Raw genomic sequence first — 23318 nt, 5'->3', positions numbered from 1 at the left:
CGCAGCCGGCTCGGGCACGGCGGCCGCCGGCGCTTGCGGCGGGGCCGGAGGCGGGGGCGGAGGCGGGGGCGGAGGTGCAGCCTGCACGAGCTGGGCCACGGGCGCCGGGACGGGCGCGACCGCCGCCGGCCGGGCCGGTGCGGAGCCCGCCGGCCGCGGCGCGCCGAGGTAGGCGAGCATCACCGAGCGCTGCGTCTCGATGAACTGCTGCATCACGTCCTGGTAGCGCGCCATGACCTGGCCCACGCCGTCGGGCGGGATGGAGGTGGCGGGCGGGACGCCGGCCGTGACCGGCGCCGGGGTCGGGGTGGCGGCGCCGCGGCGGATGGTGGCGGGGCCACCACGGCCGGTGCGGCGCCGTTGGTCTGGGTCGTCATGACGCGCGGCTCCTGCGGCTCGGGGGAACGTGGGACGGAGGTCGGGATCGGGGGCACGGGCGCGTCGGCCGGGCGGGCGCGCCCGCCGTCGACCTTCCACAGGCCGGGACGCGGCGGCTCGGGGCCCGCGTCGGGCGCGATGGAGGCGAGGGGGATCGTGCGGGCGCTGCGGCCCTCGAACAGGCGCTGGGCCCGCACGGGGACGCCCTCGGCGGCGAGGACGGCCAGCGCGTGCAGCAGCGCGACGAGGCCGTGGCGCCGGCGGCGGTCCAGGGAGACCGCGACGTGCTCGCGGTCGCCGAGGATCCGCTCGGTCAGCGCGGTGAGCACCGAGCCGGGGCCGACCTCGACGAACAGGCGCGCGCCGTCGGCGTGCATGGCCTCGATCTCCGAGACGAACTCGACGGGCCGCGCGAGGTGCTCGGCCAGCACACCGGCGATGGCCTCGGGCTCCTGCGCGTGGCGGCCGCCGGTGGTGTTGGAGTACAGCGGGATGCGCGGCGCGGCCAGCGGCGTGGCCTGCAGGGCCTCGGCGAGCCGGCGCTGGGCCGAGGCCACCAGCGGCGAGTGGAAGGCGCAGGCGACGGGCAGGCGACGGGCGCTGATGTCGCGCTCGCCGCACCAGGCGATCGCGGCCTCGATGCCCTCCACGGGCCCGGAGACGACGGTCTGGTCGGGCGCGTTCCGATTGGCCACGACGAGGTCGCCGGCGGCCAGCAGCCCCTCCAGCGCCTCCGGCGCGGCGTGCACGGCCGCCATGGCCCCGGGCGCGTCGGCGGAGGCCTCGGCCATCGCCCGGCCCCGCGCCTCCGACAGGCGCATGAGGTCCTCCTCGGCCAGGCAGCCGGCCGCCGCCAGCGCGACGAACTCGCCGTAGGAGTGGCCGCCGACCATGCCGGGCGCCACCCCGAGGGCGCCCAGGACGCGCAGGTAGCCGAGCTCGGCCGCGCCGAGCGCGGGCTGGGCGACGTCGGTGCTCGTGAGCTGCGCCTGGCGCTCCGCTGCCTGCTCGGACGTGAACGCCGGCGGCGGGAACACGTAGCGGCTCAGCGGCCGCTCGAACCGGCCGGCGAGCACGCGGTCGGCCAGCCCGAAGGCGCCCAGCGCCTCGGGGAAGGCCATCGTGACGTCGCGGGCCATGTCGACCGCCTGCGACCCCTGGCCGGGGAACAGGAACGCGACGCGCCCCTCGGCGGCCAGCGGGCGCGCGGAGAAGTGGATGCCGTTGGGGGCGTGGACGCGCTCGGCGTCGCCGGCGAGCACGTCGCGCACGGCGGGCAGCCGGCCCTGCAGGTCCTCCAGCGACTCGGCGACGACGGCCAGCGTGCAGCCGCCGGGCACGGGATCGCCGGCCTCGGCGGCCAGCGTGCGGGCCAGGTCGGCCAGCGCCGGGCGCGCCCCGGCCTCCAGCCGGGCCGCCAGCGCGTCGACGGCCGCCGTGATCTCCTCGCGGCTGCCGCGCCAGAGCAGGAGCTCGGCGGGCCAGCGGTCGATCGCGCTCTGCGCCGGGCCGAGGCGCTCGCCCGTGTACTCCTCCAAGACGGCGTGGAAGTCCGTGCCGCCGAAGCCGAACGCGCTGACGCCGGCGCGGCGTGGGTGCGCGCCCTCCTCGCGGACCCAGGGCCGCGCCTCGCTGTTGACGTAGAACGGGCTGCGCTCGAACCCGGCCTTCGGGTTGGGCTCGGTGACGCCGATCGTCGGCGGCAGCACGCGGTGGTGCAGGGCCAGCGCGGTCTTGACCACCCCGGCCACGCCCGCGGTGGCCTTCGTGTGGCCGATCATCGACTTCACCGAGCCGATCGCGCACCACTGCGTCGCGTCCGAGGAGGCCGAGAACTGCCGGCTGAGCGCCTCGATCTCGGCCGCGTCGCCGGCCACCGTGCCCGTGCCGTGGGCCTCGACGAGCTCGACGGTCTCCGGGGAGAAGCGCGCCTGCGCATAGGCGCGGCGCAGCGCGCGCATCTGGCCCTCGGGCCGCGGCGCCGTGAGGCTGCGGTCCCGCCCGTCGCTGGCGGCGCCCACGCCGCGGACCACGGCGTAGATGCGGTCGCCGTCGCGCTCGGCGTCGGCCAGGCGCTTGAGGACGACGGTGGCGAAGCCCTCGCTGATGGCGATGCCGTCGGCGGCCGCGTCGAACGGACGGCAGCGCCCGTTGGGCGACAGGGCGTGCGTCTTGCTGAAGCAGAGGTAGGCGAACGGGTTCTGGATGGCGTCGACGCCGCCGGCCAGCACGATGTCGCTCGTCCCCGCCCGCAGCTCGCCCACGCCCGCCGACAGGGCGGCCAGCGAGGAGGCGCACGCGGCGTCGACGGTGTAGTTCGTGCCCCCGAAGTCCAGGCGGTTGGCGATGCGCCCGGCGGCCACGTTCATGAGCAGGCCGGCGAAGGAGTCCTCCGTCCACACCGGCAGCTGCGCGTTGATGTGGTCCTGGACCTCGGGCACGGCGTCGCCGAGCAGCTGCGGGACGGCGGAGCGCACGGTGTAGCCGACCGACAGGTCCGCGCCGCCGCCGCCGGCGCCGAGGATCACCGACGTGCGCTCGCGGTCGAACGGACGCGTCGCGTAGCCCGCGTCGCGCAGCGCGGCCTGGGCGGTCACCAGCGCCAGGAGCTGGAACGGCTCGATGGAGCGCAGCGACGCCGGCGGCAGGCCGAGGGCCATGGGGTCGAGGTCGACCTCGTCGATGAAGCCGCCCCAGCGCGAGTAGACCTTGTCGGGCGCGGCCGGATCGGGGTCGTAGTAGCGCCGCCAGTCCCAGCGGTCGGCCGGGATCTCGCCCACCGCGTCGACCTTGTCCAGGATGTTGCTCCACAGCGTCGCGACGTCGGGCGCGCCGGGCAGGATGCACCCCAGGCCGATGATCGCGACGTCGGCCGGCGGCGGCGCGGACGGCTCGCCGGCCGCGGGCCCGGCGAGGCCGGCCAGCAGCTCCGTGCTGCCCGCCGCGACGTCGTCGTGCAGGTCGGCCAGCGTCGTCACCCGGTCGCGCAGCGTGGCGACCTGGCCGATCATGAACATGCCGCGCTCCCACTGCTGGGCGGCGTCGACGGGGGCCAGCCGGGGCGCGGTGGGGTCCCCGGCGTGGGCGGGGTTGCGGTCGGTGCCCTTGGAGGCGATCCGCAGCCGGCCCACGTTGAGGGCCTCGAGCTCGTCGCGCAGCTCGGCGGCGCCGACGCCGTCGGCGCGCAGGCGGCGCTTCTCGGCGCCGAAGTGCTCCACGAACGGCGACGGCAGGCAGCGGGTCGCGTGACCGGGCCCGCTCTCCACGAGCGCCGTCTCGGTCCCGGCGATCGCGGCCTCCTGGAACATCTCGGTGATCGCGCCGTGCTCCGTGGCCTCCCGGGTGAAGAGGTAGCCCGTGCCCAGCAGCGCCCCGACCCGCGCCCCCCGCGCGGCCAGCGGCGCGGCGGCGGCCGCCGCCATCGCCGCCGAGCGCGCGTCGTGGATGCCGCCGGCCAGCAGCACGTGGCAGTCGGAGGCGTCGCGGGGCAGCGCGTCGGCGAGCCGGCCGAGCATCGTGTCCCACAGGACGAAGCTCGTGCGCGGCCCGACGTGGCCGCCGCACTCGCGCCCCTCGAAGACGAAGTGGCGGGCGCCGTCGGCGAGGTAGAGCTCCAGCAGGCCCGGGGACGGCACGTGCAGGTAGGTCGTGATGCCCTCGGCCTCGAGCTCGCGCGCCTGGTCGGGCCGGCCGCCGGCGATGAGCGCGAACGGCGGACGGTGCGCCCGGACCACCGCGAGCTGCTCGGCGCGCAGCTCGGCGGGCACGAAGCCGAGGATGCCCACGCCCCACGGGCGGTCGCCCGCGAGCTCGGCGGTCTGGGCCAGCAGGGCGTCGACCTCGGGCCCGCGCAACAGGGCGAGCGCCAGGAACGGCAGCGCCCCGGCCTTCGCGACGGCCGCGGCGAACTCGGCGCGGTCGCTGACGCGGGTCATCGGGCCCTGGACGATGGGGTACCGCGTGCCGTGCGACCGGGCCAGCGCGGAGCCCTCGCCGAGGGGGTTGCCCTCGCGGACGGCCGTGACGGACTCCGCCACGGCGGCGCGCAGGGCGCCGACGATGCCGCCGACGGTCTCGAAGCGCCGTGCGAGCTCGGCCGCGAACGCCGCGTCCTGGCCGACGAGCAGGGCGCCGGCGGCGACGGCGTCGGCGACCGCGGCGTGCCAGGCGGCGCGGGCGGTGGCGTCGGCCTCGCCGGCCTCCAGGGCGATCTCGGCCTCGCGCAGCGCCGCGGCGCCGGGTGCCCCGGGCTGGGCCGCCAGGCGCACGCCGGCCCCCAGGCCGGCGCCGAGCACCGCGGTCTCGCTGCCGTCCATGGAGCCCACGCGCGTGCGCAGGTCCTCCGGCAGGACCGACTCGCGGGCGAGCAGGACCTGGGCGTCGAGGACGGCGCCGACCGCGCCGGCGACGTGGGCGGCGCCGGCCGTCCGCAGGCCGATCCCGCCGTGGGCCCACGTGGGGATCTCCAGGGCCGCCCCCAGGCGCTGGAGCAGGATGAGCGAGCCCTCCTCCCCCACCCAGCCGGCCGCCTCGTGGCCCTTGGCGACCACGCCGTCGGCGCCGGCCTGCTGGGCGGCGAGCGCCTGCGCCACCGAGATCGCGGTCGCCAGCACGCGGACGCCGCCGGCGTGGGCGGCGACGACCAGCTTGCTCAGGTCTCCTGAGTAGTAAGCCGAGGTCACGACGACCTCGAGTCCCTCCTCCCGCAGGGCCAGCGCGGCGTCCAGCAGTCCGTCGTCCTCGAGCAGCACGCCCGTGCGGCCGGCGCCCGCACGGCAGAGCCGCTCGAGCTGCGCCGTGGCGGCGGCGCGGTCGGCGGCCAGCTCGGTGTCGAGCACGCCGATGGCGCCCGCACGCGCGGCGGCGATCGCCGGCCCGGCGTCGACCCGGCCGGCCGGTGCGGACAGGACGATGAAGTCGAATGGGCTCACAGGTATCTCAATGCCGATGACAAGCGCCGGGACTCTCACCCAACGGCGGTACCTGGGTCAACGGTCCCGCATCAGGTCTGCCCCAAGGTGCCCTCCTGGTTGACCGTCGTACGAACGCGTTCGTACGCTGACCACGCCTCCTCGGACAGCCGTGTCCCGGACCACGCGACGTCGCCGCGACGTCCCTTCGACTGTGACCTGATCCTCCGTGACCCAACAGCCGACCTCCGTCCCCGTCGATGCCCGGGCCCGGCTCACACCGATGGAGCGGCTCGAGGCGCTCTGCGACGGCGGCTCCCTGGAGCTCCTCGGCCGCCCCGGCGACGGCGTCGGCGTGCACGCCGCGCGCGGCCGCGTCGCCGACCGCCCCTCGTCTGCTACGCCCAGGACTCGCGCATGTCGGGCGGCTCGGTGGGCGTCGCGGAGGCCGACGTCATCGTCGAGGCGCTGCGCCACAGCGGCCGCGAGGGCATCCCGCTCGTCGCCTTCATCGAGTCGGCCGGTGCGCGCCTGCAGGAGGGCGCCGGTGCGCTGGGCGGGTTCGGCCGGATCTTCTCCGCCAACGTCGCGCTGGCGCAGCGCGTGCCCCAGATCTCCGTGATCACCGGCACGTCTGCCGGCGGCGGGTGCTACTCCCCCGCGCTGACCGACTTCGTGGTGATGACCGAGCAGGCCACCATGTTCCTCACCGGGCCGAAGATCGTTCGCCAGGCCCTGGGCGAGGAGGTGTCGGCCCCCGACCTCGGCGGCACCGGCGTCCACGAGCGCAACGGCGTGTGCCACCTCGTCTCGGCCGACGACCTGGAGGCCGTCGCGCTCTGCCGCGAGCTGCTGTCCTACCTCCCCCAGACCGCGGGCGACGCGCCACCGGTGCGCCGGCCCGAGCCCGCGCCGCTCGACGACCCGGGCATGGAGCTGCCCAGCAGCTCGCGCAGCTACTACGACGTGCGCGCGGTGATCCGCGGCCTGGTGGACCGCGGCGGCTTCCTGGAGCTGTGGCCTCGCTGGGCGCGCAACATGGTGGTCGGCTTCGCGCGCCTGGACGGCCGCACCGTCGGCATCGTCGCCAACCAGTCGCGCCACCTCGGCGGGATCATCGACACGGAGGCCTCGCAGAAGGCGGCGCGCTTCATCCGCACCGCCGAGCGGTTCCGCATCCCGCTGCTGGTGCTCGTCGACACCCCCGGCTTCATGCCCGGCAGCCGCCAGGAGTCCGCCGGCGTCATCCGCCACGGCGCCGAGCTGCTGCGGGCGTTCGCCGGCGCGACGGTGCCGCGCGTGACCGTCATCGTCCGCAAGGCGTACGGCGGGGCGTTCATCACCATGAACTGCAAGGACCTCGGCGCCCGCGCCGCCTTCGCCTGGCACGACGCGGAGATCGGGATCATGAGCCCGCGGTCGGCCGTGGAGATCATCCACCGGCGCGAGCTCGAGCATCCCGCCGGCGAGGAGACCGCCGAGCGCCTCGCGCTTCTCTACGCGCAGGCCCAGCTCTCGGCCACCGCGGCGCTGCGGCGCGGCGCCATCGACGACGTCATCGCGCCGCACGAGACGCGCACCCGCGTCATCGAGGTGCTCTTCGGCCGCCGGCGGTTCCCCAGGCGCGTCGGCGGCACGCCGGCACCGGCGCCGGCCGCGGGGCTCCCCGAGCCGCCCGAGCTCCGCGACGCGGCGGGCTGCACCCTGTGGTTCACCGGCCTGTCGGGGGCCGGGAAGTCGACGGTGGCCGCGCTCGTCGCCCGGGAGCTGCGGGAGCGCGGCGAGCGCGTCGAGGTCCTCGACGGCGACGTCGTGCGCCAGCACCTGTCCAAGGGCCTGGGGTTCTCACGCGAGGACCGCGACACGAACATCCGCCGGATCGCCTTCGTCGCCGACGTCCTGTCGCGCAACGGCGTATGCGTCCTCGTCGCGGCGATCTCCCCCTACCGCGTGACGCGCGACGAGGCGCGAGAGCTCATGGGCGAGCGCTTCATCGAGATCTACCTGCGCACGTCGCTGGACGAGTGCATCCGCCGCGACACGAAGGGGCTCTACGAGCGCGCGCTGCGCGGCGAGATCGGCCAGTTCACGGGGATCTCGGACCCCTACGAGGAGCCCCTGGCCCCCGAGATCGCGCTCGACACCGAGCGCGAGGCGCCGGAGGAGTCCGCCGCCCGGGTCCTGGCCCTCGTGGCGGCCCGCCTGGGGCGGGCCGAGGTCGCCGCCTGACGACGGCGGCGCCGGGCCGCTCAGCGCCTGCGGCGGGCGGCGGCCTTCCGCTTGGCGGCCGCCGTCTTCGCGGCCGCCCTCTTCTTTGCGGCCGCCTTCCTCTTCTTCTTCGCGGCGGCCTTCTTCTTCGCGGCGGCCTTCTTCTTCGCGGCGGCCTTCTTCTTCGCGGCGGCCTTCTTCTTCGCGGCGGCCTTCTTCTTCGCGGCGGCCTTCTTCTTCGCGGCGGCCTTCTTCTTCGCGGCGGCCTTCTTCTTGGCGGCGGCCGCCTCGGCCGCCGCCGTCTGCCTGCGGGCCGGCGTCGCGACCGCGGTGCGGGCCGCGGCGGGCGCCGCGGCGACCGCCTCCGGGGGTCGATGCCCACCGCCGCCGGCGTGACCCCGGTCGGGCGCAGGACCTCGCGCAGCCGTGCGTCGGGCTGGGTGCTCGTGAACCGGATCGCCGCCAGGAAGTCGCTCATCCCCTGGGCGGCCTCCGCGGGCGCAGGCTGCGGGCGCGAGGAGTTGTTCATCCAGTCGACCAGCTTCTGCGAGGCCGGCGTGTGCTGGATGGTGTGCAGCGCCGGGAAGCCCGCGGACTGCTTCCAGGTCCAGTCCGCCCAGCCTGCCACGAGCGGGTCGTTGTCGAACGTCGACACGTAGCGCTGCACGTCGTCGTAGGAGCCCTGGCCGAACTCCCCGACCCACAGCGGGGCGTTCAGGCGCCGCGCGGCCGCGTCGTAGGCCGGCATCCGCGCCGTGAGGTCCTGGCCCTGGACCATCCACGAGTAGTCGTGGAAGCTCAGCATCTCGTTGGCGTCCAGCGGCGCCGGGAGCACGTCGAACGTCCGGGCCAGGTTGTTGCCCTCGTAGATCAGCGTGTGGTTGGGGTCGACCTGCCGGATCGCGGTCGTGATGCGCCGGTAGAGATCCAGGAGCTGCGCGTCACCGATCATCGTCTCGTTGAGCACGTCGTAGCCCGCGATGATGTTCTGATCGGCGTAGCGCGCGGCGATGGCCCGCCACAGGGCGACCGTCCGGTCCCGGCAGCTCGGCGTCGACCACAGGAACTGGGGGCCGACGTAGTCGCTCGTGAACCCGTAGACCTGGCTGCACGGCGCGGCATGCAGGTCGAGGACGAGGTAGACGCTGTTCTGCCGGGCCGCGGCCACCGCGCGGTCCAGGGCATCCCAGCCCGACTGCTTGTAGGTGAACGGCTGGGAGTCGTCCTCCAGCAGCCGGTAGTTGATGGGCACGCGCGCGACGTTGAGCCCGTAGGCCGACATCGCCCGGAAGTCGTCACCCGTGATGTAGGTGTTGCGCACGTCGGCGCGGAACTGGTCGGCCGCGGGCTGCCCGACGACGGCGGCCAGGTTGCCCATCATCGCCGACTCGCCCGTGTAGTCGAACTGCTGGCCCCAGATCCAGCCCTCCCACATCAGCCAGCCGCCGGTGTTGACCCCGCGCAGCCGCAGCGGCCGGCCGGCGCCGTCCAGCAGCTGGGTGCCCGACTGGTGGACGAAGCCCGACGGTACGGCCGGGACCGACGGGACCGGCGCGGCGTCGGAGGAGAACGTCACCGCGTCCAGGTAGAGGTTGCGGTCGCAGGCGTTCGGCCAGGGCTCGGTGTGGTCGTTGGTGAATCGCACCTCGACCGTGTGGCGCCCGGCGAGCAGGGTGGCGGCGTAGGTGCGGTCGGTCCACGCCGTGCTGGCGACGCTGTCGCTCGCGAACGGCCGGCCGTCGACGGTGAGCGTGTAGGCGGGAGCACCCGCGCACTGGTCGCCGCGCGTGCGCAGGGTGATCGCGTCGGCGTCGGCGGGAAGCACCGTCGTCAGGCGGTCGGCCCCGGCCCAGTCGAACTTGACGGCGAAGCCGCCCGACGCCGCGGTGTCGGCGATGGGGCGTGCGGTGATGCCGTCCATCGCGCCCTGGTCGGCCTCGGCCGTGGCGACCGTCTGGGCCGCGGAGGCCGTGCCGGCGGCCAGCGCGAGGGCGACTGCGCACACCAGCGCGCCGAGCAGGGCGCCGAGGGCAGGGCCGGTCCGGGCTCGGAGGTCCGGCGTGGTCGTGGGCGTGGTCGTCGGCATGCGGGCGGGCGCCCGCGGTCCGGGCAGGGCGAGGCGCCACGCGGCTGGGGACGTCCCGCCCCGGGGCGCGGGCCGGACGAGCCGCGCGGCTCGTCACCCACGTGGTCGGCACCCCAGGGGGGTGATCCAGCACGCCTGGACGCAGACTGGACCGATCGACGAGGGGCGGTCAGGCCGCGAACGGCCGGACGCGAGCGCTCCGGCGGCGGCCGGCGGTCGGGTCAGGCGACGCCGGCGGGGATGCGGGCGCGGACCATCGTGCCCGCGCTGCCGGCGACGAGCTCGCCGGCGGACTCCATGGCGCCGATCGCCGCGCGCCGCCCCGTCGCGTCGGCGAAGCGGCAGGCGGCCTCGACCTTGGGGCCCATCGAGCCCGCGGCGAGCTGCAGGCTGCGGGCGACGGCGACGTCGAGGCTCGGCGCCACCCGCGCCGCCTCGGTGCCCCAGTCCAGGACGACGCCCGGCACGTCGGTCAGGAGCACGAGCAGGTCGGCGTCCAGCCGCCGGGCCAGCAGCGCGGCGGCGAGGTCCTTGTCCACGACGGCCTCGACGCCCGTGACCAGGCCGTCGGGCGAGACGGCCACGGGGATCCCCCCGCCGCCGGCGCAGACCACCACGACCCCGGCGCCCGTCAGCAGCCGGATCGTCTCGAGCTCGAGGATCTCCTGCGGCTCGGGCGAGGCGACCACGCGCCGCACGCCGTCGCCGTCGGGCGCCAGCGTCCAGCCGCGATCGCGCGCCAGCGCGGCGCCATGGGCGGCGTCGTAGACCGGTCCGATCGGCTTCGTGGGCGCCGCGAAGGCCGGGTCGGCCGGGTCGACGACGACCTGGGTCAGCAGGGTGGCGACCGGCGCGGCCACCCGCTCGTTGCGCAGGGCCTGCTCGAGGAGGTAGCCGATCATCCCCTCGCTCTCGGCGCCCAGGACGTCGAGCGGATAGGGGCGCACGTCGGGGTAGGCGGCGCTCTGCAGCGCCAGGAGGCCGACCTGCGGACCGTTGCCGTGCGTGACGACGACCTCGTGGCCGGCGCGGACGACCTCGGCGATGGAGCGCGCGGCGACGGCCACGTTGCGGCGCTGGGCCTCGGCGTCGGCGGGCTGGCCGCGCCGGATGAGCGCGTTGCCGCCGAGGGCCAGGACGACGCGCACGGCTCAGCCCCGCCCGGGCCCGGCGGTGAGCAGGCACGGCAGCGCCTGCTCGGTCGGCAGGCCGTTGGCCGCCTGCGGCCAGACGGCCGACCGCGGGGGCAGCTCGGTGAGCGTGGTGGACATCGTCGGCCTCCCGATCGGCCTAGGGGAGCGCGTCGCGCTCGATGGGGCAGGACATGCAGCGCGGTCCGCCGCGCCCGCGGCCCAGCTCGGCGCCGGCGATCGTGATGACCTCGATGCCCGCGTGGCGCAACCGCGTGTTCGTGTCGACGTTGCGCTCGTAGGCCACGACGACCCCCGGGGCCAGGGCCAGGACGTTGTTGCCGTCGTCCCACTGCTCGCGCTCGGCCTCGTAGCGGTCGCCGCCGGTATCGAACACCCGGACGGCCGGAAGGTCCAGCGCCTCGGCGATGGCGTCGAAGACGTCGTCGTGCTCGGCGACGGCGAGGCCCGCCGGCCCGTGGGTCAGGGTGTAGGCCTTGAGCGCGTCGCGGACGCCCGGGTAGACCGTGAACGCGTCGCGGTCGACCATCGTCATGACCGTGTCGAGGTGCATGGCCCAGCGCGCGGCGGGCATCGCCACGGCGATCAGGCGGTCGGCCACGCCGGCGACGAACAGGCGCCGCGCCAGGAGCTCGACGGCGCCCGGCCGCGTGCGCTCGCCCATGCCGATCATGACCGTGCGCCGGCCGAGGACGTGGATGTCGCCGCCCTCGAGCTCGGGCGCGCCGCCCAGGTCGCGCGCCCACTGCGGGAACTCCCGGGCCGCGAAGAGCGGGTGGTGGTCGTAGATCGCCTGCAGGTGCACCGCCTCACGGCGGCGCGCGGCCTTGGCCATGGCGTTGACCGTCACGCCGCCGTAGATCCACGCCGACGTGTCGCGCGTGAAGAGGTGGTTGGGCAGCGGGGCCAGGACGAAGCCGTCGGCCGTGGTGACGCGCTCGGCCAGCGCGCCGGTCCTGAACGGCAGCTCGGCGAGCGCGACGCCGCCGATGAGCCGCGTGGCCAGCTCGTCGTCGCCGAGCCCGCCCAGCCAGGAGAACAGGGGCGCGGCGAGCGTCGGGCCCACGGCCACCTGCTCCTCCGTCGCCCGCAGCACCTCGCGGCGGGCGGCGGGAATGCCGAGCGTCTGCGCCAGCAGGTCGTGCAGCGCCAGGACCTCGACGCCGCGCTCGGCGAGCGTGTCGGCGAACGCGTCGTGCTCCTGCCGCGCGCGCTTGACCCACAGCACGTCGTCGAAGAGCAGCTCATCCTTGTTGCGCGGCGTCAGGCGCTGGAGCTCGAGGCCCGGGCGGTGCAGGATGACCCGCCGCAGCACGCCGACCTCGGAGTCGACGTGCAGGCGGCCGGTCGCGGCGGGCGCGAGAGCCGGCTCAGCGGGCATCGCCGGCCCCGATGGCGGTCAGCGGCGGGGCGGCGACGAGGTCGCTGCCCGACATGATCGGCGGCGACCAGCACGGACGAGACGACCCGGCCGCAGACCGGCGCACCCTGCGGCCGTGGACCCGCGCGAACTGCGGCGGGGACATCCCGTCCTGGGCGGCGGCCAGCGGTCCGCCGCCCTGGAGCAGGATCCAGCCGTTGAGCGCGCCGAACGTCGAGATCATGGCGACCAGGGCGAGGACTCCTCTGGGCGCCGCGCGCCCGGTGCAGGGGACAATGGCGCCATCCTCGCCCGCGAGCGGCGCCGCGCCATCTGGGCCCGCTACGTTGGCGCATGCGGACCTTTACGGACCGGGATCCGGGTCGCCGCCACACCGTCCGGGATCGTGCCACCTGGCAGGATCCACCCCATGCGCGCACCGGGGGACGCAGGGATCGCAGGCTCGCGACGGGTCGCGGTCGTCGGCGGAGGCGTCGCGGGGCTGTCGGCGGCGCTGCACCTGCGCCTCGGCGGCGCGGAGGTCGTGGTGCTCGAACGCCATCGCACCGGGGCCGGCGCCTCGTCCGGGAACGCCGGCTGGATCTGCCCCACCCAGGCCGGCCCGCTGCCCGAGCCGGGCCTCGCGACCTACGGCCTGCGGGCGCTGCTGGACCGCGACTCGCCGCTCTACGTCGACCCGCGCCACCTCCCGCGCCTGGCGCCCTGGCTCGTGCGCTTCGCGCGCAACTGCGCGCCGGCACGGCACCGGCGCGGCGTCGTCGCACTCGAGGCGCTCGGCCGCCGCGCGTTCGGGGCCGTCGCCGACCTCGAGCCGCTGGGGTTCCGGCCCGAGCTGCACCGGCTGGGCCTGCTCGTGGCCAGCCGCGACCCCGCGGTCACCCAGGCGTTCCTGGACGGCCTGGAGGCGTTCCGCGCCCGGGACGCGACGATCCCCACGGTGCCGCTGACCGGCGAGGCGGTGCGCGAGCTCGAGCCGGCGCTGTCGTCCGCCGTCCGCGCCGCGGCGGTCATCCGCCGGCACTGGCACGTCCGGCCCGACTCCTACATGTCGTCGCTGGCCGCCGTCGCGACGGCCCACGGCGTGCAGATCACCGAGGACGCGCCCGTGCTGCGGTTCGCCACCCGCGGCGGCGCGGTGACCCACGTCGAGACCCCGGGCGGCGACGTGGAGGCCGACGCGGTCGTCCTGGCCACCGGCGCGCGGCTGGGCACGGATACCAGGATGCTCGGCGTGGCGCTCCCCGTCGAGGCAGGCAAGGGCTACAGCTTCTCCGTCGCCCTCGATCCCGTGCCCTCGCACGCCGTCCTGTTCGCCGAGCCGCACGTCGGGTGCTCCCCGCTGACGACCGGCGTGCGGCTCGCCGGGACGATGGAGTTCAGCGGCGTCAACGACCGCCTCGTGCCCGGCCGCATCGAGGCGATGCAGCGCGGCGTCCGGCCGCTGCTGTCCTCGTGGGACGAGGGCAGCGTGGCCGGCGAGTGGACCGGCATGCGGCCCATCGCCCCGGACGGGCTGCCGATCGTCGGCCGCCTGCCCGGGTCGGCCAACGTCTACGTCAGCGGCGCCTACTCGATGCTGGGCATGACGCTCGCGCTGCCGGCCGCCGAGGCGCTGGCCGAGCTGGTCCTCACGGGCCGCCGGCCCGAGGTGCTCGCGCCGTTCGACGCCGCGCGCTTCGCGCGGCGCGCCGCGAGCGCAGCCCGCGCTCGAGCAGCTTCTTGAGCTCGTCGGCCCAGAGCACCACGCTGGCCAGGCCGATGCACACCAGCCAGTCGCGGCCGCCGAGCGGGGTCGTGTCGAACGCCCGGTTGAGGAACGGCAGCTGCACCACCGCGACCTGCAGCGAGGCCGACAGCGCGACGGCGCCCCACAGCAGCCGGTTGGTGAAGAGGTGGTGCAGGGCGCTGACGCGATCCGAGCGCGCGTTGAAGCAGTTGAACAGCTGCGCCAGCACGAGCGTGGTGAAGGCCATGGTGCGGCCCTGCTCGATGTCGCCCGTGCCGCCGAGGAACCCACCGCGGAGCCCCAGGTCCAGCGCGACGAGCGTCACGACCGCCATCACCAGGCCGACCCACGCGATGCCCACCCACATGGCCGGGTCGATGACGCGGTCGGCCATCCGGCGGGGGCGCCTGGACATGACGTCGTCGGGCGGCGGGTCGACGCCGATCGCCAGCGCCGGCGCGGTGTCGGTGAGCAGGTTGATCCACAGGATCTGCGCGGCCAGCAGCGGCACCGCGACGGCCTCGCCGGTGTCCTCGAGCCCCAGCCCGCCGGCCAGGACCGCGCCGAGGAACATCGTGAGCACCTCGCCGATGTTGGAGGACAGCAGGAACCGCAGGAACCTGCGGATGTTGGAGAAGATCCCCCGCCCCTCGCGCACGGCGGCGACGATCGTGGCGAAGTCGTCGTCGGCGAGGATCATGTCGGCCGCCTGCTTGGCGACGTCGGTGCCGGCGACGCCCATCGCCACCCCGATGTCGGCGGACCGCAGCGCCGGTGCGTCGTTGACGCCGTCCCCCGTCATCGCGACGATCTCCCCGTCGGCGCGCAGCGCGCCGATGATGCGCAGCTTGTGCTCGGGCGTCACGCGCGCGCACACGGTCACACCGCGCATCGCGACCTGCAGGCCATGGTCGTCGAGGCGCTCGATGTCCCGGCCCGTGAGCATCGAGGCGTCGCGGACGCCGATGCCGAGGTCCGCGGCGATGCGCACGGCCGTCCTCGGGTGGTCGCCGGTGATCATGACGACCCGCATGCCGGCACCGGTGGCCTCGCGGATCGCCGCCCGCGCCTCCGGGCGGGGTGGATCGATGATGCCGACGAGGCCGAGGTGGATGAGCTCGCGCTCGATCGTGTCGTCGGCCGGCGCGCCGCCGCCGCCCGGAAGCGGCCGGTAGGCGACGGCGAGCGTGCGCAGGGCGCGGTCGGCCAGCCGGTCGACCGTCGCGAGGATCTCCGCCCGGCGGGCGTCGCCGAGGGGCAGCACCCGGCCCGCGACCCGCTCCTGCGTGCAGCGGGCCAGGAGCACGTCGGGCGCGCCCTTGGTGACGACGTCGATCCCGCCTTCGTCCTCGCCGTCGGCCTGCAGCGTGGTCATCAGCCTGCGCTCGGACGTGAACGGGATCTCGCCGACGCGCCGGAAGCGCGCGCGGCGCTGCCCGGCCAGCCCGGCGACCTTGGCCTCGGCGACGAGGAACGCCGCCTCGGTCGGGTCTCCCTGGATGACCCAGTCGCCGTCCCGCTCGTGCAGCGCCGCGTCGTTGGACAGGCAGCCGGCCCCCAGCAGCGCCCGGACCTCGTCGAGCAGCGGTCCGTCGCGCAGCGCGTGCCCGCCGACCCGCAGCTCGCCGTCGGGCCGGTACCCGCTGCCGGTCACCTCGACCTCACCCGACGCGGTGACGACCACCTCGATCGTCATCTCGTTGCGCGTCAGCGTGCCCGTCTTGTCGGTGCAGACCACCGACGCCGATCCCAGCGTCTCCACCGAGGCCAGGCGCTTGACGATGGCCCGCCGTCGCGCCATGCGCTGCACGCCCAGGGCGAGCACCACCGACAGCACCGCCGGCAGCCCCTCGGGAACCGCGGCGACCGCCAGGGACACGCCGACCAGCAGCACCGCGACGACGTCCGTCGTCGTGCGCACGTCGGCCGTCAGCAGGATGGTCGCCACCACCACGGCCGTGATGACGACCACCGCCACGCCGAGTGCGCGACCGATCTGCGCTACCTCCCGCTGCAGCGGCGTGCGCTCCTGCTCCGTGCGCCCCAGCAGTCGTGCGACGTCGCCCATCTCGGTGTCCATGCCGGTGGCCGTCACCACGGCACGGCCGCGCCCGCGGGCGACCGCGGTGCCGCTGAACACCATGTTGGTGCGGTCACCGGGCATCGCCTGAGCCCCGATCGTCGCCGGGTCCTTGAGCACCGGCTCGCTCTCGCCGGTCAGCGCGGCCTCGGCCACCATGAGGGACGCGGCCTCGAGGAGCCGCGCGTCGGCCGCGACGGCGTCGCCCTCGGCGAGCACGAGCACGTCGCCCGGGACGACCTGCGGGGCATCGACGCGCTGCTCGCGGCCGTCGCGCACCACGGAGGCGGTCGCGACGGCCATCCGCCGCAGTGCCGCGACGGCCTGCTCGGCGCGAGCCTGCTGCACGTGGCCCAGCACGCCGTTGAGCACGATGATGACGGCGATCACCACCGCGTCGTAGGGGACGCCGTCGGAGCCCTCGGCGACCCAGGCCGCCAGGGACGCCGCGATCGCCAGCAGCAGGAGGAGGATCAGCGGGTCGGCGAGCTGCCCGAGGAGCCTGCGCCAGGCCGGCACGACCGCGGCCGCCGCCAGCTCGTTGGGTCCCACGCGCGCCAGCCGCGCCCTCGCCTCGGCCGCGGCGAGCCCGGTCCGCCCGTCCGTCCCGAGCCGCGCCAGCACCGTGGCCGCGTCGCTGCGCCAGGGCTCGCGGCCGGCGCCGGTCACCCGCCGACGTCGTCTCGCGCGCTCGATCGCCTCATCGCCCGATCGTATCCCCGGCACCGTGCTGCTCCGGCGGACCGGCGACCTGGCGCCCCTCAGCCCACGAGCACCTCGCCCCCGCGCTCGGGCACGATGACCAGCAGGCTGCGCCGCGCGCGCTCGCCGCGGGGGCGGACGGGGCGCAGCCGCAGGCCGGCAGCCGCGCGCAGCACCTCGCGCAGCTCCATCTCGGCGAACGGTGCGCCGGGGCACCGGCGCACGCCGCCGCCGTAGGGGATCCACGAGGGCTGCTGGGGCTGCTCGAGCCAGCGCTCGGGACGGAACGCCGACGCCCGGTCCCAGAGGTCCTCGCGGCGCATCGCCAGCCACAGGCAGGCGGCGACCTGCACGCCGGCGGGCAGGTCGTGCCCGGCGATCCGGACGGGCTCCAGCAGCAGCCGCGGCGCGATGGTCAGCGCCGGGCGCACGCGCAGGACCTCCTTGACGACGGCGTCGAGGTAGGCGGGGTCGCCGTCGCGCATCCGCGCGAGCACCGCCGGGTGGCGCGCGAGGCGCTCGAAGGCCCACGCCAGCGTCGCGGAGGAGGTGTCGTGGCCGCCCATGAGCAGCGCGACGAGCTGGTCGCGCACGTGGCGGTCGGTCGTGGGCGCGCCGTGCTCGTCGCGCTGCTCGAGCAGGAGGTCGAGGACGGCGCCGCCCCCGCCGCCGGGCTGCGCGCGGCGGCGGGCGATCGTCTCCAGCAGCAGCGCGTCGAAGCGCTGCACCGCCAGCCGGAAGCGCCCCCAGGGGCTGCGCGGACCGAGGTCGCGCTGCACCACGGCCATCGCGAGCATCCGAGGCAGGGAGCGCACGCCGTCCAGGGTCGCGTCGATCGCGTGGCGCAGCCCCGCGACCTCGTGGTCCTCGTGCGCGCCGAAGACCACGCGCAGGATGATCTCCAGCGCCAGCTCGCGCATGCGCTGCAGCGTGACGACCCGCCCGTCCCAGGTCGCGAGCTCCGCCCGGGCCAGCTCCCCGATCATGGGCGCCAGCGCGCGCATGCGCTCCCCGTGGAAGGGTGCCTGCAGCAGCCGCCGCTCGCGCAGGTGCGCCTCGCCGTCGAGCAGGAGGATCGAGTCGGGCCCGGCGAACGGGCGCAGGAACTCCCAGCTCTGGCCCGCGGGGGCGATCGCCGGGTCCAGCCGGAAGACCTCGCGGACGGCGTCGGGGTGCGAGAAGAGCACCATCGGCTCCGGCGTCCAGAACGTCCGGATCGTCATCGGATCGCCGAATCGCCGGTGCGCGCCCTGCAGGTAGGCGCCGGGGCGCGCCATCCACGCCAGGGTCTGCCAGGTCGCAGGCGCGCGCGGGCCCGCGGGCGGCGCAGGACCGCGACGACCTGGTCGCGGCCCGGGTTGACGCACCCCGCTCACGCGGGAGGGCGCACAGGTCCACGGATGGTCAGGGCGGCTCCTCGTCGTCGGGCTGGGCGGCGGGCAGGCTCAACGGTACGCGGTCTCCAGCGCCCCGTGGCGAGCTCGGCAGCCGCCGGACCGCGCGGCGCCCCCGCGGCCGGCAGCGAGACCATCCTCGGGATCGTGTGGGAGATGCCTGAGAGCGGGCGCGGGCGCTCAGCGCGCCTGCAGCGCGAGGAACTCGACGTGGTAGGCCGATCGCAACGCCGCGGCCCGGGGGTTGACCGTGGGCGACCGACCGCGGACGATGCCCGGATGCAACCGGCCGGCAGCGACGCGGGCGTGACCGTCGAGGTGCGCCTCGGCCCGCGGCTGGGTCCGGGGCGCCGGACCGTGGCGCTGCGGGCGGGCGCCACCGTGGCCGACCTCGTCGCCGTGCTGGCGCCCGACCTCGGCGTCGCGGCGGCCCGGCTGGACGGGGTCGCGGTCGCCGTCGACGGCGAGGTCGTCGGCCGCGGCCGCGCGCTGCGCGACGGGGAGACCCTGGCGCTGGTGCTCCCCGTCGCCGGCGGCTGATCAGGCCGGCGCGCCGTACTGCTCGCGCGCGAGCCCGTCGAGCCCGCACGCCGCGAGGGCCGCGGCGGGCGCGCGGAACGTGACCTGCACGACGCCGGGCGCCCGGCCGATCTCGATCGCGCCGCTGATCGTCGCGCGGTTCATGACCTCGGGGACCTCCATGCCGAGGATCGTGGCGGCCCGGCGCAGCCCGTTGTCCACGGCGCTGTTGAGGTCCGGTCCCGTGCCGACGACGGACACGGGCAGCCCGTCCTCCACGGTCACCCCGCCGTGGCGGGCCGCCAGCGCCTCGGCCGCCTCGCGCTCGGCCGCGGTCAGCGGGCGGGCGAGGAACGGCAGGTCCTCCGCCAGCGGGAACAGGACCGGGCCGTCGAGCGCGAGGCCCTTGACCACCGACACCTGCAGCGTGACGGTGCCCGCCACGTCGGCGGTGTGGCCGGCGATCTCGCCGTCGCCCTGCATCGCGTGCATGTCGCCGAGGTAGACGCCGCCGCCGGGGACCTTCACGGGGCAGACGAGGATCGCCCCGGCGCGGACGGCGTCGATGTCGAGGTGGCCGTCGGTGCGCTGGGCGAGCTGCTCGGGGGTCACCGCGTGGCGGTGCGGCGCGCCGAGCAGGAACGCGCCGAAGTCCCCGGCGTTGTGGGAGTCCGGCAGGTCGACGGCCGGCATCGTGCCGAGCTGGCCCATGAACGGGCGCATCCGCGCGACGACGCCGACGAGGTCGGCCGGGGCGAACAGCAGGATCGGGTTCTGCACCGAGGCCGCGGGCAGCGCGGCGGCGTGGTGGGCGTCGCGGGCGAACGCCTCGGCCCGCGCGGCGTCGACCGTGACGCCCAGGCGCCGCGCGTCGTCGAAGGCCATGGTGTAGCCGTTGGTGAAGGCGAACGGCGCGGCGGGCGCGCCGCAGGCCGCGCAGCGCACGCTGTCGGGCCCGATGCCCTCCACGACGGTCTCCTCGTCCTGCGCGCCGCAGCCGGCGCAGACCTTCGCGCAGTACGGGTCGCCGTTGAAGCGGCCCTCGATCGCCCGGTCGTTGCCCGAGGACGTCGCCACGGAGGTGACGTCGATGGAGCGGATGCGGATCGCGATCGCGTCGCCGACCTGGGCGCCCTCCACGGCGACCGGCAACGTGACCTCGTGGCCACCCTGGATCGCGGGCGTGATCATCGGCCCCCAGCACCCCGGTGCGGTGTTGGCGACGATGTGGCCACCGTCGCGGACCGTGCCGATCACCTCGGCGCTGGGCCCGATGATGCCGTCGCAGAAGCGATCGACGTAGACGGTCTCCGCAGCGGTGGAGACGGCGGTGGGTCCGGGCATGGTGGTGGCCATTGGGCTCCTCGGTCGGGTCGGTCGGGTCGGTCGAGTCGGTCGGGCCCGAGGCTACCCCGGGGACACGCGGGTGGCGAATGGCGGCGATCCGGGAACCTGTCGGCATGCGCCTCCCCCACGCCCTGCTCCCCGCGGTCGCGGCCCTGGTGGCCGCGGTGCCCGCGACGGCCGGTCAGGGCCCGGCGGCCCGGGCGGCCCGGGCGGCGCGCGCTCCCGCCCCCGCCCCGCGGTGCCGCACGGCCGAGCTGGCGGTCGCCCTCGTGCGCAGCCCGGGCGGCGGCGCGGCCGGCTCGGTCTACCAGGAGCTCGCGTTCACCAACCGTGGCCGGGGGACCTGCGCGCTGATCGGCCATCCCGGCGTCTCCTTCGTCGCGGGCGGCGACGGTCACCGGGTCGGGGCCGCGGCCCGCCGCGTCGCGCCCCCGCGGCCGGCGCGCGTCGTCCTCGCGCGTCGCGCCCGTGCGATCGCGACGCTGCGCATCGCCCGGACCGCCGACTTCCCGCCCTCGGACTGCCGGCCGCGCCGGGTGCGGGGGCTGCGGGTCTACCCGCCCGGCGCGACGGCGGCGGCGTTCGTGCGCCGCCCCGGCACGGCCTGCTCCTCGCGCGCCGACGCCCAGCTCTCGGTCACCGCCGTCCGCGCGGGCCGGCCGCCGGGGTGAGCCGGATCCGATGTCCGGCCGCTCCATGCCGCCGATCGGGATGACCTGGCGCTGGGTGCTCCGTCGGTGAACGTGGCGGTGATGACGGCCTGCGCGGTCGGGAAGGTGCCGTGGTAGACCGCGAGGAAGGCGTGGGCGCGGCGCGAGGGGATGAACGTCCGCACGTCCCGCGGCGTGGCGATGGTGACGCTCGTGACGTCGGGTCGGGTGACGCCGTCGAGGAACATGTCGCCGGGCACGGTGCCCCGGACGGCGGGCGGGCCTCTGCGATAGTCGCGCCGTGGCGGCCCGTCGCTCTCCGACGTCCCGCGGGCGGCGGCACGCGCCCGGGGGCCCGGCGCGCAGCGGACCGCTGCGCCGCGCGCAGCTCTCGTTCGCCGCGATGTGGTCCGGCGAGTGCGCGTTCATGGTCGCGCTCGGCGTCGTGGCGTTCCGCGCGGGCGGCGTCGGTGTCGTCGGCGCCGTCACGGCCGCGCGGATGGCGAGCGCGGCGCTGCTCGCGCCGCTGCTGGCGACCCGGGCCGACCGGGTCCGCCGCGAGCGGGTGCTGACGTGCGTCGGCGCGGTGCGCGCCGTGACGCTGGGAGGCGCCGCGGCTGTGACGGCCTCCGGCGGCCCGGCGGCCGCGACCTACGGCCTGGCCGTCGTCGCCACCGTCGCCATGACCATGTACCGGCCGGCCCACTCGGCGCTGCTGCCCGCGCTGGCCCGGTCGCCCCGGGAGCTGACGAGCGCCAACGCGGTGCGCGGGATGCTGGACTCGCTCGCCACGCTCAGCGGCCCGGTGGTCGCCGCGGTCCTGCTTGCGGCCAGCGGCCCGGCCGCGGTCTTCGCCGCGTGCGCCGGCGCGTCGCTGGTCGCCGGCCTGGCCACCACCGCCCTCGCCTACGACGCGCCCCCGCGGGCGCAGCCCGACAGCGCCGGCGGACGCGAGCTGCTGCAGGGCTTCGCCACGATCACGGGCGACCGCCGGCTCTCGCTGATCACCGGGCTCGGCGTGGTGCAGACGTTCACGCGCGGCTGCCTGTCGGTCTTCACGGTGGTGGTTGCGATCGACCTCCTGGACACGGGCGACCCGGGCGTCGGCGTCCTCAACGCAGCGGTCGGCGGCGGCGGCGTCGTGGGCTCGGTCGCCGCGTTCGGCCTGGTCCGGCGGGGCGGGCTGGCCCGGTGGTTCGGCGTCGGCATCGCGCTGTTCGGCGCGCCGTTGGCCCTCGTCGGCGTCGTCCCGGAGCGCGCGGCGGCGATCGTGCTGCTCGGCGCGGTCGGGGTCGGCAACGCGCTCATCGACGTCGGCGGCTTCACGCTGCTGGCCCGGCTGGCCGACGAGGCCGTCCTGGCGCGCATGTTCGCGAGCTTCGAGGCCGTCCTGACGCTCGGCGTCGCGATCGGGGGCCTGCTCGCGCCCATGGTCATCGAGGGGCTCGGCGTCCGCCCCGCGCTCGCCGTCGTCGGCGTCCTGGCGCCGCTGGCCGTCGCCGCGAGCTGGACCGCGCTGCGGCGGCTGGACGCCGGGATGCGCGTGCGCGACGCCGACATCGAGATCCTGCGGGAGGTCGACATGCTGGGCGCGCTGCCGGCGGCGACGATCGAGCAGCTCGGCGCCGGGCTCGCGCACGCCGAGTTCGCGCCGCGGGAGGCCGTGTTCGAGCAGGGCGAGCGCGGCGACCGCTTCTACGTGGTCGAGTCCGGGCGTGCGGAGGTGGTCCGCGGCGGGCAGGTCGTCGCGACGCTGGGCCGCGGCGAGGGCTTCGGCGAGATCGCCCTGCTGTGCGACGAGCCGCGCACGGCCACCGTCCGCGCCGGCTCCGACGCGCACCTGCGCGTGGGCGTCCTGCAGCGCCGGGCCTACCTCACGGCGGTCACGGGCTACCCGGCCAGCGCCGCCGCCGGGCAGGCGGTCGTCACCGAGATCCGGGCGCGGGACGCCGGGCGCACGCCGGCGGCCGGGGCTCAGTGAGCGGCGAGGCCCCGGCGGCGCGGGATGTACCGCAGGCCGCGCCCGACCATGCCGAGCGTCCCGCCGACGCGCTCGAGCAGGGACGGCTCGGGCATCGGGCCGAGGGGCCCCGCGAGGTCGTCGACCTCCACGAAGTACGCGCGCACGGGCCCGATGCCCTCGAGGTCGTGGGCGATCTCGTGGACCGGCCGCTCGGGCGGCGTCACGGCGCCATCGCGGTACAGGTCCTCGGACAGCAGCACGTACTCGGGCACGGGCACGGGGTTCTTCAGCAGGCGGTGGACGAGGATCACGTCCATGCCGATGAGCTTTCGCCGGCGCCTGATCGTCTGGGTCGCGACCTCGCCGACGTGCGCCACGAACTTCAGCTTGAGGTCGGCGGTCTGCGTGCAGCTCTCGCAGGGGCACAGGTTGCGCTCGACGAGCCGCCGCTCGGCGTGGAAGGCGCGGTGCATGGCGACGGCCGCGTCGATGACGGCCGCGAGGGTCGCGTCGCCGTCCAGCCCGCCGGCCTCGCGCGAGAGGAACGCGGCGTCGCCCTCGATCTCGATGAGCTCGAAGCCGCGGGCGGCGTCGACGACCTTCTTGAGCAGGCGCGTCGTGGCGGCCTCCGCGTGCCCGAGCATCGACCGGTGGTACTGCATGTACTCGGTGTAGCCGCCGATGTCGGCGATCAGCAGCAGCGCGCGCCGGTTCTCCACGCGACGACGCTACACGCTGGGGTCGTGCGGCCGCCGGATCGGTGTCGATCGCGAACGACGCGGTAGGCTCGCGGCGTGGACGAGGCCCGGCTCGCGACCCTGAA

At 76.3% G+C, this 23318-nt stretch carries 13 protein-coding genes and 1 pseudogene; 5 read left to right on the top strand and 9 right to left on the bottom strand.

Going from position 1 to position 23318, the window contains the following annotated elements; all coding sequences use genetic code 11:
* Nucleotides 1-212 precede the first annotated feature (212 nt).
* A complete protein-coding gene (locus FSW04_RS12615) occupies nucleotides 213-5309 on the bottom strand; it encodes a type I polyketide synthase (protein ID WP_187368723.1) in 5097 nt (1698 codons plus the stop codon).
* A gap of 396 nt (nucleotides 5310-5705) precedes the next feature.
* Here FSW04_RS12615 and cysC point away from each other — a divergent pair, with 396 nt between their 5' ends.
* The gene (gene cysC, locus FSW04_RS12610) at nucleotides 5706-7517 is read left to right on the top strand and encodes an adenylyl-sulfate kinase (RefSeq protein ID WP_146919735.1); all 1812 of its coding nucleotides are present in this window, start codon (nucleotides 5706-5708) and stop codon (nucleotides 7515-7517) included.
* A gap of 643 nt (nucleotides 7518-8160) precedes the next feature.
* Here the strand turns inward: cysC and FSW04_RS28160 are convergent.
* From FSW04_RS28160 to FSW04_RS12590, 4 genes and pseudogenes are all read right to left on the bottom strand, one after another.
* Nucleotides 8161-9417: pseudogene (locus tag FSW04_RS28160) on the bottom strand (cellulase family glycosylhydrolase); the annotation flags it as partial.
* Nucleotides 9418-9803: 386 nt separating this feature from the next.
* Nucleotides 9804-10730: a carbamate kinase gene (gene arcC / locus FSW04_RS12600; RefSeq protein WP_146919731.1), complete on the bottom strand. Its 927-nt coding sequence runs from the start codon at nucleotides 10728-10730 to the stop codon at nucleotides 9804-9806.
* A 142-nt stretch (nucleotides 10731-10872) separates the two neighbouring features.
* Complete coding sequence (locus FSW04_RS12595; RefSeq protein WP_146919730.1) at nucleotides 10873-12114, bottom strand: arginine deiminase; 1242 nt, start codon at nucleotides 12112-12114, stop codon at nucleotides 10873-10875.
* Nucleotides 12104-12337: a hypothetical protein gene (locus tag FSW04_RS12590; protein WP_146919728.1), complete on the bottom strand. Its 234-nt coding sequence runs from the start codon at nucleotides 12335-12337 to the stop codon at nucleotides 12104-12106. Before FSW04_RS12590 ends, FSW04_RS12595 begins: the two co-directional genes overlap by 11 nt.
* Nucleotides 12338-12523: 186 nt before the next feature.
* Here FSW04_RS12590 and FSW04_RS12585 point away from each other — a divergent pair, with 186 nt between their 5' ends.
* Entirely contained in the window at nucleotides 12524-13837 is a 1314-nt protein-coding gene (locus FSW04_RS12585; protein ID WP_146919726.1) for an NAD(P)/FAD-dependent oxidoreductase, read from the top strand.
* Here FSW04_RS12585 and FSW04_RS12580 read toward each other — a convergent pair.
* Complete coding sequence (locus FSW04_RS12580) at nucleotides 13743-16589, bottom strand: cation-translocating P-type ATPase (RefSeq protein ID WP_146919724.1); 2847 nt, start codon at nucleotides 16587-16589, stop codon at nucleotides 13743-13745. The two genes, FSW04_RS12585 and FSW04_RS12580, sit on opposite strands and share 95 nt — an antisense overlap.
* A 92-nt stretch (nucleotides 16590-16681) precedes the next feature.
* Entirely contained in the window at nucleotides 16682-17899 is a 1218-nt protein-coding gene (locus tag FSW04_RS12575) for a cytochrome P450 (RefSeq protein WP_146919722.1), read from the bottom strand.
* A gap of 396 nt (nucleotides 17900-18295) precedes the next feature.
* On the opposite strand from FSW04_RS12575, the gene FSW04_RS25970 reads away from it, so the two are divergent.
* Complete coding sequence (locus tag FSW04_RS25970) at nucleotides 18296-18556, top strand: MoaD/ThiS family protein (RefSeq protein WP_187368721.1); 261 nt, start codon at nucleotides 18296-18298, stop codon at nucleotides 18554-18556.
* Here FSW04_RS25970 and FSW04_RS12565 read toward each other — a convergent pair whose 3' ends face one another.
* Entirely contained in the window at nucleotides 18557-19879 is a 1323-nt protein-coding gene (locus FSW04_RS12565; RefSeq protein ID WP_146919718.1) for an acetamidase/formamidase family protein, read from the bottom strand. It abuts the gene before it with no gap.
* Nucleotides 19880-19995: 116 nt separating this feature from the next.
* On the opposite strand from FSW04_RS12565, the gene FSW04_RS12560 reads away from it, so the two are divergent.
* Both FSW04_RS12560 and FSW04_RS12555 read left to right on the top strand, forming a co-directional pair.
* The gene (locus FSW04_RS12560) at nucleotides 19996-20553 is read left to right on the top strand and encodes a DUF4232 domain-containing protein (protein WP_187368720.1); all 558 of its coding nucleotides are present in this window, start codon (nucleotides 19996-19998) and stop codon (nucleotides 20551-20553) included.
* Nucleotides 20554-20833: 280 nt separating this feature from the next.
* Nucleotides 20834-22513, top strand: a complete 1680-nt coding sequence (locus tag FSW04_RS12555; RefSeq protein ID WP_146919714.1) for a cyclic nucleotide-binding domain-containing protein — start codon at nucleotides 20834-20836, stop codon at nucleotides 22511-22513.
* Here the strand turns inward: FSW04_RS12555 and FSW04_RS12550 are convergent.
* Nucleotides 22507-23214 carry a DUF2652 domain-containing protein gene (locus FSW04_RS12550; protein ID WP_146919712.1) on the bottom strand — a complete coding sequence of 236 codons (708 nt, stop codon included), beginning with the start codon at nucleotides 23212-23214 and terminating at the stop codon, nucleotides 22507-22509. The two genes, FSW04_RS12555 and FSW04_RS12550, sit on opposite strands and share 7 nt — an antisense overlap.
* Nucleotides 23215-23318 lie beyond the last annotated feature (104 nt).

The sequence above is a fragment of the Baekduia soli genome (genome assembly GCF_007970665.1).
Lineage (GTDB): Bacteria > Actinomycetota > Thermoleophilia > Solirubrobacterales > Solirubrobacteraceae > Baekduia > Baekduia soli.
The sequence above is the reverse complement of the archived record's forward strand: the minus strand, read 5'-3'. Positions and strand labels throughout refer to the sequence as shown.

What these genes read in the sequence shown, in the direction of transcription:
- cysC (WP_146919735.1), top strand. Translation starts at nt 5,706, where the DNA reads ATGTCGGGCGGCTCGGTGGGCGTCGCGGAGGCCGACGTCATCGTCGAG.
- FSW04_RS12595 (WP_146919730.1), bottom strand. Translation starts at nt 12,114, where the DNA reads ATGCCCGCTGAGCCGGCTCTCGCGCCCGCCGCGACCGGCCGCCTGCAC.
- FSW04_RS12590 (WP_146919728.1), bottom strand. Translation starts at nt 12,337, where the DNA reads ATGATCTCGACGTTCGGCGCGCTCAACGGCTGGATCCTGCTCCAGGGC.
- FSW04_RS12585 (WP_146919726.1), top strand. Translation starts at nt 12,524, where the DNA reads ATGCGCGCACCGGGGGACGCAGGGATCGCAGGCTCGCGACGGGTCGCG.
- FSW04_RS12575 (WP_146919722.1), bottom strand. Translation starts at nt 17,899, where the DNA reads ATGGCGCGCCCCGGCGCCTACCTGCAGGGCGCGCACCGGCGATTCGGC.
- FSW04_RS25970 (WP_187368721.1), top strand. Translation starts at nt 18,296, where the DNA reads ATGCAACCGGCCGGCAGCGACGCGGGCGTGACCGTCGAGGTGCGCCTC.
- FSW04_RS12565 (WP_146919718.1), bottom strand. Translation starts at nt 19,879, where the DNA reads ATGCCCGGACCCACCGCCGTCTCCACCGCTGCGGAGACCGTCTACGTC.
- FSW04_RS12560 (WP_187368720.1), top strand. Translation starts at nt 19,996, where the DNA reads ATGCGCCTCCCCCACGCCCTGCTCCCCGCGGTCGCGGCCCTGGTGGCC.